Below are 15,963 nucleotides of genomic sequence, written 5' to 3'. Positions count from 1 at the left end.
TATTTTAGGGGATAGGGTGCCAGTTGTGTTCTTTTTTGCACAAACTAACTCGGTTCCGGCAAGGAGAGTACCCGTGAATATCCTTATTTTTGGCCCCAACGGCAGCGGCAAAGGCACTCAGGGCGACCTGATCAAGCAGAAGTACAACCTCGCCCACATCGAATCCGGGGCCATCTTCCGTGAACACATCGGCGGCGGCACCGAGCTGGGCAAAAAAGCCAAAGCTTACATTGATCGCGGCGACCTCGTGCCCGATGACATCACCATTCCCATGGTGCTGGAAACCCTGAAGACCAAGGGTCAGCAGGGCTGGCTGCTTGACGGCTTCCCCCGCAATACCGTGCAGGCCCAGAAGCTGTGGGACGCCCTTCAGAAAGAAGGCATGCAGCTTGACTACGTGGTTGAAATTCTTCTGCCCCGCGAAGTGGCCAAAAACCGCATCATGGGCCGCCGCCTCTGCAAGAATAACAACAACCACCCCAACAACATCTTTATTGACGCCATCAAGCCTACCGGCGATGTCTGCCGCGTCTGTGGCGGCGCGCTTTCCAGCCGCTCCGATGACCAGGACGAAGGTGCCATCAACAAGCGTCACGACATTTACTACAACACCACCGACGGCACCCTGGCCGCCGCGTACTTCTACAAAGACCTCGCTGGCGCTGGCAAAACCAAATACATCGAACTGAATGGCGAAGGCAGCATTGATTCCATCAAGGAAACCCTGCTCTCCAAGCTTGCCTAGTTAGCCATTCTACAGCCAAGAGCGCCTGCCTCGGCGGTCTGCCCGGGCAAACATCCTGCTGTAGGTTATGTATAGAAAAGGCCCTGCTTTTGCAGGGCCTTTTGCTGTTTGTACCAAGCTGACATGTGATTTTCGCACACGGGGCAGATCACATCACACCATTGCAAATGAGGCCTCAACAATATTTTTAACAGTTAATCCATTATGTTATAATTCGTTATAAATAAACAGCATTATCCAGACTATATATGTTGACAACATCTGGAAACCGCACGTAAACTCTAGAAAATATCACGACTACTGATGCTGATGGCACTTCCCAACGCATAACAGGAAAAGTACAGACAGAAGAATTTTTCCTTTCCCGGCTTTTAGCAGTGATACAGAGACTCCCCCGACACAGCTGGAGCGGCAGCAACTGATACTCAGCGGCTCTTTTGCAGCACCGTGCAGATACAAACTCCCGGGCACTGCCCAGGGGGTTCTTTCGTCTCAACGGCCTACCCTGGTTCAAACACCACGGATAATGAGACATGTCAGATATCTCCAAGCCTCTCATATCATTTGCTGTTCTTGTTCTCCTATTTCTTGCCCCCATTTTTTTTATTCATGATTACGCAAGCGATGTTACATCAAACATCTCTTCCACTACGCTTACGCGCCTCGCCGAAGTGAACGCCCGCGCGGGCAACAATTTTTATCAGGCTGTTCGCAGCAGCATGATGGAAATGAGCGGCATGACCAAGTATCTGGCGCAGCAGGAATACCGCGTCAGCAGGGAATACGTGCTCGGCCTTGCCCCCCTGTTTTACGCTCATGGAGTGCGACGTTTCAGCATTGTTGATGCAGAAGGCAAGGGTTTCGACGGTGGAGGCACGCAGGCCGACTTCAGCAACGACCCGATCTTTTTACGCGCACGCCAGGGATTGACCCATGTTGCCACCGCTGGCGGCAACACCAGCCCTCGGCTCCTGCTCATCGCTAACCCGCTGGTTGCCCTCGGCAATGTACAGGCGGTACTTATCAGCGAATTCCCGGCTGAAGGCATAGAAACCAATCTGGAAACGTGGGCGTTCAGCAACAACACCTACAACGTGGTTTTTGACGATTCAGGCCAGCCTCTCTTTTGGTCTCCGCCCCCCGGCAAGGCAATGAATGACCTCTTTGCCTCGTTCACCGAGTGCGGGCTTCCCCCGAATGTTACGGACATACTGCGGCAAACATTTGCAGATGGCGCACAGCAGTCCGTGACTTTTTTTGATAAAGCCACGGGCCTTTTCATCGCCACAACGCCTGTTGAACGTTTTGGCTGGCGCATGGTTTCCTTTGTTCCGCAGCAAGCAGGCAATGCGGCAGTTTCAAAACAGTCGCTCATTACCAATGAGCTTGTCTGGCGGCTGGTCATTCTGGCGGGCATAATCCTCACATTCCTGCTGTTGCTTGAGCGCAATTCCTCCCGCAAGTTGCGCCGCCAGCAGGAGGATTACCGCTCCATTATCACCAGCATGTCCGGCGGGGTGCTCAAGTTTTTCAGCCCTGACGGCACGTTCCTTTTTGTCAGCCCCAATTATGTAAAAATGCTCGGCTTTACAGAGGCGGAATTTAAAAAAACATATGGCAACAGTTTTTCTGCCACAGTGTATGAACAAGATCGTGAATCCACGCTGCGCACCATGCGCAAGCAGATGAAAAACAGCCAGCCCATAGATGTGGAATACCGCACCCGCAGCAAGAGCGGAGGCTTGATCTGGCTGTACCACAAAGGATCTGTGGTCAACATTGAGCATGGCCGCTCGTACATACAAAGCATTGTCTTTGACATTACCCGCAATAAAGAAGCGGCACTTTCCAAGCGCATATCCGATGAGCGTTACCAGTTTATTCTGGAACAGCACGACATCAACATATTTGAGCAAAATCTGGTCAACGGCTATTTTTCCTGTTCGGCCCAATGGCTGCACACCTTTGGCGCTGTTTTCAATATTCTGGAGAACGACCCGGCCATCCCCCTGTTTCCTGACGATCAGGAACGCCTGGTGGCTTTTCAAAAAGAGGTGCGCCTTGCGCCGCACCAGCATAAATGCACCCTTGAGGCACGGTTGCGCGATGCCGAAGGGGAATACCGCTGGTTTCGCATTGAGGCCTCCAACATAGCCAATACCCATGGTACCCCCATCTATTCCATTGGCATTATTACGGATATCGACAAGCAAAAATCTCTGGAGCTGCAATTACGCACCCAGGCCACACGCGACAGCGGCACCGGCATGCGCAACAAGATGTCTACGGAGAAAGCCGTATCGCAATTTCTGGAAACGCACGAATCCCCCCTGCCGCAATTCTACGCCATGTTCATGGTTGATTTTGACAACTTCAAAGGCGTCAATGACCACTTCGGCCATGCCATGGGCGACAAGGCCCTCTTTGACATGGCCCAGATCATCCGCCGCAATTTCCGTGGCGTGGATATTGTGGGACGCATTGGCGGCGATGAGTTTCTGGTTTTCTGTACAGAAAAGATGTCGCTGCTTGGCATACGCGAGCGTGCCCACGTACTTGTGGAACAACTGCACACCCAGTGCTGCGACCAGCACTCATGCCTCACCCTGACCGCCAGCGTTGGTGTGGCGTGCAGCCCACGGGACGGCACGACCTATGCCGAACTGTTCAATAAGGCAGACAAGGCCACCTATGCGGCAAAAAAACTGGGCAGAAACAGATGCGTGTTCTATAAAGAAATGACCGGCAATGCGCAGCAGGATGATCCTCAGCAATGAGGCTTGTTGCCTGATACTCAAGGATGCGGCTGTTCTCTCGAACAGCCGCATCCTTGTTTCAAGCATTCGCAGGACAGAAGCCCAGGTTAGCGCAGATCAACGTGCCGTTTCCGCACTCCGCTGCCTCATGGCCTGCAATATCTCCGCTCCCAGCGCTATGGCATGCGGAATGGCCTTTTCGTTATTCACGCTCACAGCAACGGCATAGCCTGTCTGGCGGTCATAAAAATACGCCGAGCCAAAGCCGGGGAATGATCCAAGCTTGCCTGTCAGATCAATACCGGGTTCGTTAAATAAAAAGAGTGTGCAACCATCAAGTTCACTGCTGACATAGTGATTGTTCTTTGAGATGGATACGGCCTCCTTTCCATCTGGCAAAACCAGAGGCCTGAGAGGCAACGATTCAAGAACATTGTTTTTCAGCACACGATCAAGATTTACAAGGCGCACCACATCATCCGGCGCGGCTTCAAGGTTGCCTGTGCCCTTGGCAATGGCAATACTGGCTGCCAGGGGCAGTTGCATTTCGCTCCCGTTAGAAGTGTAACCATTTGCCAGGCGGGGAACCACAGCTCCGTCCACTCCCACCAGTAGAGACTTCATGCCCAGCTTACCCACAAACATGTCGAGCACCTGCTCCCCGTAGGGGCGGTCCGTAATTTTTTCGGCAATGACAGCAAGCATGAGGAAACCGGTATTGCAATATTGCTGCCGCGTACCGGGCCGGAACAGAGGCGGCTGCTTTGCCGCCATAGCAATGAGCTCCTCTGCTGACCAGTAACGGACAAAATTTTGCTGTACCTGCGCAAGGGCAAGCATTTCCGGCATGCCCGACGTATGCTCCAGCAGATTGCGCACGGTGATATTCTTGCCGTTGGGATAGGTGGGGAAAAATCGACTTATGGGTGTGTTGTAGTCCAGCTTGCCCTCTTCAATGAGGCGATGGATTAGCGTCGCCGTAAAAACCTTGGTGACAGAACCTATTTTGAACCGCGAAGCTGTTGTCAGGGGGGTTGGGTTTTCCAGCGAGGCATAGCCAAAGGCGGCACACACGGGGGTGTCCTCCCCCTTGCGCAGCAAGGCGACAGAGAGTCCTGGAACCTCTGGCAATGCTGCTTTTTTTGCAGCCAGCGCCACTACCGTGCTGCGGATGCCGTCAGCTTCGCCAGTTTTTTTGCCAGCGCAGGCAACCAGCATGAGACACGCCATACCGAGGATGGCAGACAGACAAGCCACGCGGTGTGCTTGAGAAAACTGGGACGAAATAGCGCATCGGTAGATCATATATTTCCCCAAGGTTGTGGTGCTGGCCGCGCATGGATTCACGCGCCTAGCTGTGGGCAGAGTGCTGAATCATAAGACACCCTTTACGCCTTGGCAATGCCATCAATACAGGCGTCTCCCTCCCCCAGCAAAAAAACTGCCGCGCCCCGTATCAAACACGGAGCGCGGCAGAACTATGCTTTCATGCCGCAAAGAGCGGTAAAACGCCTAGGCCCAGAGAATATTATCCGTTTCCAGCGGCGAAGCCTGTGCCGGATGCACGGGCATGATGCGCACACCGTATCGGTAATGACCGCTGAACGTTGGAATGTAGCTTGCGGTATAGCGCATGCGTTCCTGCCCGTTTTCTCCTGCTCTTGGCTCGAGACGCAGGATTTCCGGCTTGTCACGGAAGCTGCCGTTAATGAGCGCCTGCCCGATCACAAGCTGCACCAGTATTTCCTGCGGCTTCATTTCGCCAAGGTGCATGCGCAGTTGCACACTCACGGGTTCGCCGCAGACCATGGTGTTGTTTTCCACACCGCTGATGGTCAGTTCATCCACCTTGACCGTGCCAAAGCGCGCGGGCAAGTCATTCTGCCAGGCGGCAAGCGCACGGCAGGCCTCCCAGCTGTTGTCGCGCAGCATGTTGCGCCTGCGCGCTGCCCGCAGATAAAACTGACGTATATAATCATTGAGCATGCGGTTGCTGCTGTACATGGCCGTGAGGCTTTTGAGCGAACGCTTGGCCGTGGCAATCCATTCGAGGGGCAGGCCTTCTGCATTGCGCTCAAAATACAGGGGGACAACTGCGTTTTCCAGCAGTGAATACAGGGCCTCGGCATCGGCGTAGTCATTCTGCTCGCTGCTGGGCAGCTCTGTGGAAACCACCGGGCCAATGGTCCAACCGTTCTGGCGGTTGTAGCCCTCGCACCACCAGCCGTCAGAAATACTCAGGTTGATGCCGCCGTTGACGGGCAGTTTCATACCGCTGGTGCCCGAGGCCTCGTGCGGCCTGCGCGGCGTATTCAGCCAGACATCGCAGCCCTGCGCCATAATGCGCGATACAGCCAGACTGTAGTTTTCCACAAAGAAGATGCGGCCCAGAAAGCGCTCGTCCCGGCACATGCGCAGCACTTCCTGAATCATGTTGATGCCCGCCTCGTCCGCTGGATGCGCCTTGCCGGAGAACACCAGCACCACAGGGCGATTGGTATTGCTGAGTATGCGGGCCAGCCTGTCCGGGTCTGCAAAAATCAGCGTGGCGCGCTTGTAGGGGGCGAATCTGCGGGCAAAACCGATGATGAGGGTATCGGGTTTGAGCATGGATTCCATGTGCTTGCGTTCATCCGATGACAGATGAAACTTCTGGATAAATTCCGGGATCCGGCGGCGCAGATCGTCAAGCAGGGCTTCCTTCTGGTGCATGCGGGCCGCCCAGAAGGCCTCGTCAGGAATCTGGTCCACCTTGTCCCATACGCCGGAACCGGGAGGCGACTGCATCCAGCCAGAACCAAGATACTGGTGCAGCAGTTCATGCATCCAGCTGCCCACGTAGGACGGCACATGAATACCGTTGGTGACGTGTCCGATGGGCGTTTCCGCCACGGGCAGGCTTTTCCAGAGGTTGTTCCACATGTGGCGCGAAACAACGCCGTGCAGACGGCTCACACCATTGGCCCAGCACGAATGCCGCAAAGCCAGCACCGTCATTTCAAAGGAATTGCTGTTGCCGCCCTCTATCTGCCCAAGCTGCACAAACTGCTGCCAGGACAAACCAAGATTGGCGGCAATTCCGCTGAAATACCGTTCCATCAGTTCCAGAGAAAAAGATTCGTTGCCAGCAGGCACGGGCGTGTGCGTGGTAAACACCGTGTTGGAGCGCACCCGCACAGTTGCCTCGGCATAGTTCATGCCCGTGCTCAGGCATTCCTGGAGGCGTTCCATGGCCATAAAGGCCGAATGCCCTTCATTCATATGGAAAACGCTGGGCATTATGCGCATCGTGCGCAACAGCCGCATGCCGCCCATGCCCAGCAGCATTTCCTGCAACAAGCGTACCTCGCGGTTGGCCTCGTAGAGCTTGTCGGTAATGCGGCGGTCTTCGTCCGTGTTGCGGCGGGTGTCAGTATCCATGAGGTACAGGGTTATGCGCCCCACGGCCATCTTCCACACCCTTGCAAACAGCAGACGGCCCGGCAGTTCAAGCTGCACATAGACCGGCTGATTCTCTGCATCGTAGACCATCGAAATGGGCATGAGGCCGAAGTTGTTGACGGGATACTGGGCCACCTGCCGTCCATCGGCGTCTATATCCTGCCGGAAGTAACCATTTTTGTATAAAAGCCCAACGCCTACCAGGGGGATAGCCATATCCGAGGCAGACTTGAGATGATCGCCAGAGAGGACGCCCAGGCCGCCGGAATAAATGGGGATGGATTCGCTCAGGCCGTATTCTGTGGAAAAATAGGCAATGGGGGCTTCTGGCGTAACATCCGTGCTGAGCGAGCGGATGGGTTCGGCCATGTAGGCGTCAAACTTGGCGACGACCTCACGGTAAAGATTCATGTAGTCTTCATTTTCCAGCAGATCCCGGAAGCGCTCCGGGTCGGCCTGCTCAAGCATCTTGAGCGGATTACGCCAGCTTTCCCAATGGGAGGGGCTCAGGGCCATGAACAGTGCCTTGGCCTTGTCGTGCCAGCACCACCACACATTGTGGGCAATGTCGCGCAGGCGGGAGAGCTCTTCCGGCACCTCGGCAACAGCCATTATGGGCCGCAAAAATGGCGTGGCGGAACACGATGTGGAAAGCACCCTCGCCAGAGCCGCATGCCCGCAATCACAGTTAATCCGGGTGGAGGCCTTTTTGAAGGCTATCTCAAAAGCCCTGACGTAGTTTTCAAAAAAGAACTGCCACGATGATTTTTCCGCCAGCGCGCGTGCCTCCGCGCGCCATTGAGGCAAATCATCCACTGCGCAGGTGGCGGCGCGGATCAGATGCTCGTGCAGCACTGTGGCGCTTTGCTCAAAGTTCATGCCCCGGCGGGGCATGACGCACACGCCTTTGCCCGCAGCGGCCCCCTCCTGCAACTGTGTGCGCGCCCACATGCCAAAACCTGAAAGGTCCGTGGTAATGGTGGGCACGGCCCAGGCCGCGCTTTCCTGCGGCGTATACCCCCACGGCTCGTACCAGGAGGGGAAGCAACCCACATCGCAGGCCGACATGACATCATCGTAGGGCATATTCAAAAAGCCGTCTTCCCCATTGAGCATGGCTGGCACAAAGATGACCTTGACCCTGTTTTCCGGGCTGTTGTTCAGACCCAACCGATGGCAGGCATTGAGAATCGGATCTTGCGGCGCGTTCCAGGCGAAATGCGTGCAGATAAAGGGCAGGCCGTTATCGTTGGCCTCGGGGTCGCCAGAAACCGCAGCGGCATTAACGCCCGTATGCCCGCCCATTACAAGGCACAGGGCCAGAATGGAAGCGTCCGTGCCCGCGAGGCTCTGCTCAAGTTTTGCCAGGGCATCAAGAAAGATGTCCACGCCCTTGTTGTGCATTTCATAGCGGCCGGAAATGGCGAAAATACGTGTGTTGGCGGGCAGTTCGCAACGCAGAAAGCGGTTGGATGCCTCCACTATGCGCGCCCGGTGTTCCGCAGGGCGGGAGCGGTCTATGGAATAATCGGGGATAACCCGCATATCCAGACCGTTGGTGGTGATGACATCAGGCTGCCGCCCCAGCAGCACCGTGGATTCCTCCCCGGTGATGGGGCTGACGGTGGTGAACACGTCCGCCTCGCGCGCGCTGGCCCCCTCAAGCGACCACTTGGCCGTGATGTTCAGGGCTGCGGCCTCGTTGGCGGGGTTGATGCTGCGCAGGTTGGAATAGATATCCCGCCCGGTTCCGGCCATGGCCCGCCCGAGCATGGTGGCATGGGTGGTGAATACCGTGCCTATGCCGGGTGACATTTTTTTGAGTGAAAGCAGGCCCGCGCCGCACATCCATTCGTGGAACAGGGCAACGCTGCGTCCTTCAAGGGGTTCCACCCGGCTTTCATGAATGGCCGCGATAACCGCACTGCAAGCCGTGGCGAACATGACGGGTTCAATATAGTCCCACCCGCCGGAAAGCGAATCCACACCGTAATTTTTCCACAGATCGTACAAAAGCTGGTTGCTGGAATAACGTTTGGCAAAATCCACCAGAATGGCCTTGGGGCGACCGGGAATATTCCAGCGCCCCATGCGGCATTTGAGATCCTTTGTGGCAAATGCCAGACGGAGCGAATCCCAGATATTCTCGTCCGTTTCTTCAAAACCCACATTTTCCGCCAGGGACGGGCCAAGGAGAAAATAGTCCTCGCCAAACTGCTCCACAGCCTGCAGTGCCTTGCTGCTGACCACAGAGTAAATGCCCCCCACCTTGTTGCAGACTTCCCAACTGACCTCAAACAACGTGACGGTGCTGTTATCTAAATTCATGATTTCTCCTTATGGAAAGGCCGATTGGCTTAAACAGACGCATCCGTGCCGGAACGGACATTGCTTTTGCGTGCTCTGCGGGGCTTGTGCTCTTTACCTGCCAGTTCTGCGGCTTCAAGGCGCAGCTCAAAATCTGCCAGCACGTTCATATAGGTGATGTAGGCGTCATAGGGACTGTCAAAGGGGCTGGGCCTGTCCTGCCGTGGGCCGGAAAACCACTTGGTGGACATATGCCGGAAATGGTCGGCGGTTTGCAGGCGCTCGTAGTCGTGCAACAGCATCTTGTCGCCGCTGGCGCTCACCCTGGCGGCCAGGCTGTAAAGCGTGTGGATGGCGTCTTTCTGCATGTCGTTGCCAAGCCACGAGGTCAGATCGTGGCCGCTTTCTTCCCATGATACGAACTGGGGCACGTCCACCTCTCCGGCGGGGGCGCGCTTTCCGGCAATGGAGCCAGGCGTGGCAAACCTGAAGCGGTTGTCGCGCAGCAGGGCCTCGGGCAGGGCCGACATAAAATCGAAGATGCCCGAATCCTGCCCATGACGCAGGCCGAATATATGAAAATCATTGTAAATATTGATCACATCCGCTTTGTCGCCCAAGCTGTGGCACCACGAGGCGAACTTGTCGGCAGTGAGGGGCCAATCGCTCCAGGCCCTGTCGCCAAAGCGCAGCCCCATGTCGTCAGAAAGGGCCGTGTTGCGCAGCAAAAGATTCATCTTGGGAGCGGAAACCGGGCGGTACACCCAATTGGGGCTGCGCCAGCCAAGCACCTGATCCGCACCCTCGGCCAGTGCGGTTTTAAAACCATGCTGTTGCAAGGCGGCGGCAAGGTCATTGTTGAACACGCATTCCGTATGCATGAAGGTGGTGGGTTTTTTGCCAAACAGTTTTTTGATGCGCGCGCTCTGCGCCTTGACCTGCCTGTCAAATTCCTCGCGTGAATACAAAAAGGCCAGCGAATGCGCTGAAGTTTCGGCGACAAATTCCACGCAGCCCGTAGCCGCGAGGGCGCACAGGCTTTCTGTCACTTCAGGGGCGTACTGCTCAAAAAGATCCAGGGCGATGCCCGAAACGCACAACGACACCGCAAATGCGCCTTCATGGCGGCGCACAAGCCTGAGCAGCATTTCTGCGGCTGGCAAATAGCACAGGCGCGCCGCGCGCAACATGGTTTCGCAGTTGCGGTCATCGTCCTCGTAAACGGAGCTCTGCCCCATATCGAAAACCGTGTAGCGGCGGAACTGGTACGGCTCATGTATATTGAAACACAGACATAGCGCAGGCATCAGTGACCTCCAAGGACATCCCGGTAAATGGTCAGCAATTGGTCAGCGGCATTTTCCCATCGGATGGATTTCATTTCTTCGCGACAGTTTTTCACCAACTCTGCGGCAAGGCAGGGATAACGCAGCACGGCGCAGATTTTGTCGGCCATGTCGCGTGTATCCCAGAAGTCGGCCTTGAGGGCGTGTTCCAGCACTTCTGAAACACCCGATTGGCGCGAGAGCAGCACGGGCACATCGTAAAGCATGGCCTCCAGCGGCGTTATGCCGAAAGGCTCGGAAACTGAAGGCATGACGTAAAGATCGCTGAGGGCGAACATACGGTCCACATCCTCGCCGCGCAAAAATCCGGCAAAATGGAAGCGCCGCCCCATGCGCAACTGCCCTGCCCTGCGGATCAACGCTGGCAGCATGTCTCCGCTGCCAGCCATGAAAAAGCGGACATTGGGGATTTTTTGCAGCACAAGGCGGGCCGCTTCCATGAAGTATTCCGGCCCTTTCTGGAATGTCACACGGCCGAGGAACAATACGCGCTTTTCATGCCGTATCCGTTGAGGCACAAGATAGCAGCGCCCGGCCTCATGCCGCGCAACGGCATTGTGCACTACCACCACCTTTTCGGGCGCTACGCCGTAGCGTTCAATGACGGTCTTGCGGGTCAGGCGGCTTACGGCTACGACCACATCGGCTGCGTTCAGCCCGGCGCGTTCTATGCCCGCCACCTGTTCGTTGATGTTCAGGCCGCTGCGGTCGTATTCCGTAGCGTGGATATGCGCCACCAGCGGTTTGCCTGTCAGCGCCCTGGCCATCATGCCCGCAGGATAGGTCATCCAGTCGTGCACGTGGATGACGTCAAACTGTTCATGCACGGCAATGGCCCCGGCAAGACGGCTGTAACGCTGCACCTCGGCCATGAGGTCAGGCCCGTAACCGCCGTGCAGCTCAAATGTGATTTCGCCTTTGCAGGCAGCATGGCCCGCATGCGGCGCAAAAGCGCGCGTACTCGCCGCATTGGCTGGCTCATGCCGCAGATTTTCCAGCGCTTCGGCATAGCCTTGCGGCGTGAGGTACGGAACAAGTGGGCTTTCCACTGGCAGGCAGCGGATGCTGCTGGCCCAGAGTTCATGCCCGGCCTGCGTCATGCTTTCCGCAAGCTGGGGCGCAACCGGAGTGCCCGAAGCCCCCCGCAGACGCAAAAAACTGTTCTGCCCGCTGCCGCCTTCTACCCGCGGCAGAACAAAAATGATCTCCGCCCCTTTTTTTGCCAGAGCCTGCGTCATACCAAAGCATGCCGTTCCCAGGCCTCCACTGATGTGGGGCGGAAATTCCCAGCCAAACATAAGCACTCGCATGGCTAAACCCTTATTCTTCACTGCCGGGCGCGGACACGCCCAGAGTCATGGTTGCCCTGCATACGCCGGCTTTGTCGCCGGATGCGGGATGGGCCAGACAATGCGCCACCCTTTGCTCCCATTGGGTGTAAACATCCGGCGCGGCCTTTTGCAGTTTTTTGAGCATGCGCAGACACTCGGCCACGCTCCAGGCCTGGGCGGTGCAACCGCCGGGATTGTAAGGCGGGGAGCCGTCAAAAACTTCTGAAATGCTGCCAAGCCCGGCTTCGCAGAGATGCTGGCAAAACAGGGGCGTAACCATATCAAGCAAACCCTGAACAGCCCCGTCCATATCCCAGGCAGTGTGCAGCAGCGCATCTGCGTAATGGCCCAGCAGCCAAGGCCAGACCGTGCCCTGATGGTAGGCGGCATCGCGGCTCTCGCCATTGCCTTCGTACCTGCCTTTGTAAGCGGCGGCGTCAGGGGCAAGGGTGCGCAGGCCAAAAGGCGTGAGCAGCCTGTTGCGCACGCATTCCACAACCTGCGGCTGAAAATCGTCCGCAAGCACGGCATGCGGCAGGGACACGGCAAATATCTGATTGGGACGCACGCTTCGGTCGAGTTGTCCGTTGCGCCACACGTCACCCAGATAGCCGCCCTCCTCGGTTGTCCAGAAGCGGCGCAGAAACGCATCGCGCATGGCGGCACGCTGGCGCTCGCCTGTGAGCAGCGGCTCCTGAAATGCGGCGGCAAGGCTGTCGGCAAAGGCAAGCGTGTTATACCAGAGAGCGTTGATTTCCACGGGGCAACCGTGCCGGGGAGTGACCGGGCAGCCGTTCACCTGGGCATCCATCCAGGTGAGCTGGGTGTGGGCATCGCCCGCATGCAGCAGGCCCTCGGCACCCACAAAGATGCCCATGCCCGGCCCATTGCGGTAGCCCTTGATGATGGCTTTCAGGGCATCCCAGGCATGTTGCCGCGCCCAGGCCAGACCATCGGGGACAGTGGCAAGCACCTGTTGCAGGGCAAAGGCATACCACAGGGATGCGTCTACTGTATTGTAGGCATGCTCGCCCGACTCCGAAAACATGTTGGGCACAAGACCATTGCGGATATTCCGCCCCACCTCGGCCAGAACGCGCAGACCAAATTCTTCGCGTCCAGCGTAAAAGGCCAGCCCCGGCAGGCTGATAAGCGTGTCGCGCCCCCAGTCGTCAAACCAGGGATACCCGGCAATCACGGTGGATCTGCCAGAAGGCGTCGTGATGCAAAACTGGCCGCCAGCCTGCGCCAGTTGCCCGGCAAGGCCGCCGCCTGCAAGGTGGGCATCTGTGCGGGCGCGGCTTTCCGTCTCCCATAGGGCGCGCAGGTTTTCTCCGCAGGCTTCCGTGCCAGCCGCCACATACACGTAACCACCCTGCGGCAGCGGCGGCAAAGCTATTTCAAGCGTGCCGGGCATGAAGAGGTCTTCACTGTCGTCAAAACCACGCTCACGCTCTTCAAAATATTCCACATTGAGGCACCAGTCCGGCTCGGCCACAAAACTGGCGGCGGCATGCGGCCCACATTTTTCGCTGGTCGCCGCGCCCTCGGCATTCACAGCCCTCGAGCAAACCTTGCCGGAATCCCCGGCGGCCTGAATATACAGGGGCGGCAAACTTTCATAGGGACGAACGGCAAAACCGCCTGGCATGGCAACGGTATCAGCCCGCAGGGCCGGGTTAGCCCGCGTGAGCGCGTGAATATTCCGGTAGGCCAGCAAGGGCTTGAGGCGCAGAGTAAGCGGGGGGATATCCTCCGGCCCGCGCAGTTCATAGCGCACCAACAGCAGGCTTTTATCCCGCGCGAGCAGCACCTCGCGGCTCAGACTGACTTCGCCCACCCGATAGGTGCTCTGCGGCCACTGGTCGAGCTGAAAGGCTTCAAGATACTCGTGCCCGTTGGGATAGAGCGTGCCGGGATGCTGGCGGGTGGAAAAAAAGAATTCCCTGTCGCCGCCGCACACCGATTCTTCAAGGGCGGAGAGCAGCACATGCCGACCATGCGGCGTGTTGACGATAAGCAGGCCGTGATATTTGCGCGTGTTGCAGCACAAAATGCTGCTGCCGGAGCAGTCGCCCCTTTCGTTGGCGAGCAGCCACTCCCGGTGCAGCGCCCTGCGCGTGTTCTGGCAAGCTGCCTTGTCAAAGCTGAACCGCATACGGCCTCCTTGGCGCCCATTATGAAGCGCGATGGCGAATGCTGCGGGAAGAGGAAGGGCGCAATCGCCGCCTGACCGCCAGACAATGCTGAGCGGCCCAAGTTGCGGCAATGCTTGCGGGAAGGTACGGCGGAAAGGGCGCAGAGAGAAACTGAAACAGCCGAACCTCTGACAGCGAGAACCGCAACAGAAAAACATTTAAGAAAATAAAGGTCTTCTCTGTTTTTACAGCTTTACCTTATCCCATTATTTTTTGGCTGTCGAGCGCGTGCCACTTTTGTTTTCAGACTTATCGACTTAACGATGTGCTAAATACGACATATTTGTTAGTGGGCTAATAATACATGAAGAATTTGACCAATCTGAAATATTCGTGTGAGCATCGTGTTACAATCGTCCAAGTTACCATGGCGGCCTGAGTAGGCTCACACTGCTTTGCTGTATAAACCAGCCGCAAGTACTCATACCTGATTACAACTGCCGCGCAAGGCCGTATGGTTATAACGCAGCCCAATTGCCCTTGCCGGGTTGCGTCTGTGTGCGGCAATGCGCGGCCCGGCGATACTGGGGGCTTTTTCTTTCTTCATTTTTAGGGTAAGCTTGTTCGTTGCTCACAATATTTGCATACCTGACGGGGGTAGTTCATGAAAGCACTTGGTCGTTGGCTTGGGGCTCTGGCCCTTACCCTGCTTGTGCCTGTTGCGGCGCTGGCTGGTGACATCAAGGTTGGCCTTATGTGCCCGCTTACGGGCAAATGGGCTTCCGAAGGCCTGGATATGAAGAACATCGTTACCCTGCTGGTTGACGATGTGAATGCCAAGGGCGGCATCAAGGGCCGCAAGGTTCAGCTGGTTGTCGAAGACGACGCGGGCGACCCGCGCACTGCCGCGCTGGCCGCGCAGAAACTTGCTTCCGCCGGAGTTGTGGCAGTTATCGGCACCTACGGCTCCGCCGTGACCGAGGCCAGCCAGAGCATTCTGGACGAGGCTGAACTGGTGCAGATCGGCACTGGCTCCACCAGCGTGCGCCTTACGGAAAAGGGCTTGAAGCTCTTTTTCCGCACCTGCCCGCGTGACGACGCGCAGGGCAAATCCGCCGCCGAAGCCATCAAGAAGGGCGGCTACAAGGCCGTGGCCCTGCTGCACGACAATTCTTCGTATGCCAAGGGCCTGGCGGAAGAAACCAAGGCAGTGCTTGAAAAAGACGGTATGAAAGTAGTGTTTTACGATGCTCTTACCCCCGGAGAGCGCGACTACACCGCCATTCTGACCAAGCTTAAGGCTGCCAATCCCGACCTCGTGTTCTTTACCGGTTACTACCCGGAAACCGGCATGCTGTTGCGGCAGAAAAGAGAAATGGGCTGGAACGTTCCCATGATGGGCGGCGATGCCGCCAACCATCAGGATCTGGTCAAGATCGCTGGTAACGAAGCCGCCACGGGCTATTTCTTCATCAGCCCGCCGCTGCCGCAGGATATGGACACGCCTGAAGCCAAGGACTTTCTCAAGGCCTTCAAGGCCAAGTACAACACCGTGCCTGTTTCCGTGTGGGCCGTGCTGGCTGGCGATGCTTTCAAGGTTATTGATGGCGCGCTTGAAGCCGGCAAGGACACTCCCAAGGAAATGGCCGCATGGCTCAAGGAACTCAAGGGTATGCCCGGACTTTCCGGCAATCTTGGTTTTGATGCCAAGGGCGACCGCGTGGGCGAGTTCTACCGCACCTACAAGGTTGACGCCACGGGCAACTTCGTTTTGCAGCCCAAGTAGTGCGGCGCGGTCAAAAGCCGCGCCCATGTTGCACAGATACACGCCCGGGGCATAAACGCTCCGGCGAAAAGCGCAATCCCCTTGAGGACGCGTTCATTACGGCGGGCGACCGG

At 56.9% G+C, this 15,963-nt stretch carries 8 protein-coding genes; 3 read left to right on the top strand and 5 right to left on the bottom strand.

What is annotated here, in order from left to right:
- Positions 1–73: 73 nt before the first annotated feature.
- Both RDK48_RS14445 and RDK48_RS14440 read left to right on the top strand, forming a co-directional pair.
- Entirely contained in the window at positions 74–745 is a 672-nt protein-coding gene (locus RDK48_RS14445) for an adenylate kinase (protein WP_298994517.1), read from the top strand.
- Positions 746–1,278: 533 nt separating this feature from the next.
- Complete coding sequence (locus RDK48_RS14440; RefSeq protein ID WP_298994514.1) at positions 1,279–3,522, top strand: GGDEF domain-containing protein; 2,244 nt, start codon at positions 1,279–1,281, stop codon at positions 3,520–3,522.
- Positions 3,523–3,618: 96 nt separating this feature from the next.
- Here the strand turns inward: RDK48_RS14440 and RDK48_RS14435 are convergent, their stop codons facing one another.
- The 5 genes from RDK48_RS14435 to RDK48_RS14415 all read right to left on the bottom strand — a co-directional run bounded on the left by RDK48_RS14435 (position 3,619) and on the right by RDK48_RS14415 (position 14,084).
- Positions 3,619–4,806, bottom strand: a complete 1,188-nt coding sequence (locus RDK48_RS14435) for a serine hydrolase (protein WP_298994511.1) — start codon at positions 4,804–4,806, stop codon at positions 3,619–3,621.
- A 207-nt stretch (positions 4,807–5,013) separates the two neighbouring features.
- Positions 5,014–9,270 (bottom strand): alpha-glucan family phosphorylase, encoded by a 4,257-nt coding sequence (gene glgP, locus RDK48_RS14430; RefSeq protein ID WP_298994508.1) that lies wholly within the window; start codon positions 9,268–9,270, stop codon positions 5,014–5,016.
- Positions 9,271–9,299: 29 nt separating this feature from the next.
- Positions 9,300–10,556 carry a glycoside hydrolase family 57 protein gene (locus tag RDK48_RS14425; RefSeq protein WP_298994504.1) on the bottom strand — a complete coding sequence of 419 codons (1,257 nt, stop codon included), beginning with the start codon at positions 10,554–10,556 and terminating at the stop codon, positions 9,300–9,302.
- Positions 10,556–11,905 carry a glycosyltransferase family 4 protein gene (locus RDK48_RS14420; protein ID WP_298994501.1) on the bottom strand — a complete coding sequence of 450 codons (1,350 nt, stop codon included), beginning with the start codon at positions 11,903–11,905 and terminating at the stop codon, positions 10,556–10,558. Before RDK48_RS14420 ends, RDK48_RS14425 begins: the two co-directional genes overlap by 1 nt.
- 10 nt (positions 11,906–11,915) lie before the next feature.
- The gene (locus tag RDK48_RS14415) at positions 11,916–14,084 is read right to left on the bottom strand and encodes an amylo-alpha-1,6-glucosidase (protein ID WP_298994497.1); all 2,169 of its coding nucleotides are present in this window, start codon (positions 14,082–14,084) and stop codon (positions 11,916–11,918) included.
- Positions 14,085–14,728: 644 nt separating this feature from the next.
- Between RDK48_RS14415 and RDK48_RS14410 the strand changes: the two genes are divergently transcribed.
- Complete coding sequence (locus RDK48_RS14410) at positions 14,729–15,850, top strand: branched-chain amino acid ABC transporter substrate-binding protein (protein WP_298994493.1); 1,122 nt, start codon at positions 14,729–14,731, stop codon at positions 15,848–15,850.
- Positions 15,851–15,963: the final 113 nt, after the last annotated feature.

The sequence above is a fragment of the uncultured Desulfovibrio sp. genome, from assembly GCF_902477725.1.
In the GTDB taxonomy this organism is placed as follows: Bacteria; Desulfobacterota; Desulfovibrionia; order Desulfovibrionales; family Desulfovibrionaceae; genus Desulfovibrio.
Note: the sequence above shows the minus strand (reverse complement) of the source record. Positions and strands in the feature narration are given on the sequence as shown.

Excerpts from the sequence above, each read along its gene's own strand:
- RDK48_RS14440 (WP_298994514.1), top strand. The coding sequence starts at position 1,279 with ATGTCAGATATCTCCAAGCCTCTCATATCATTTGCTGTTCTTGTTCTC.
- RDK48_RS14435 (WP_298994511.1), bottom strand. The coding sequence starts at position 4,806 with ATGATCTACCGATGCGCTATTTCGTCCCAGTTTTCTCAAGCACACCGC.
- glgP (WP_298994508.1), bottom strand. The coding sequence starts at position 9,270 with ATGAATTTAGATAACAGCACCGTCACGTTGTTTGAGGTCAGTTGGGAA.
- RDK48_RS14425 (WP_298994504.1), bottom strand. The coding sequence starts at position 10,556 with ATGCCTGCGCTATGTCTGTGTTTCAATATACATGAGCCGTACCAGTTC.
- RDK48_RS14420 (WP_298994501.1), bottom strand. The coding sequence starts at position 11,905 with ATGCGAGTGCTTATGTTTGGCTGGGAATTTCCGCCCCACATCAGTGGA.
- RDK48_RS14415 (WP_298994497.1), bottom strand. The coding sequence starts at position 14,084 with ATGCGGTTCAGCTTTGACAAGGCAGCTTGCCAGAACACGCGCAGGGCG.
- RDK48_RS14410 (WP_298994493.1), top strand. The coding sequence starts at position 14,729 with ATGAAAGCACTTGGTCGTTGGCTTGGGGCTCTGGCCCTTACCCTGCTT.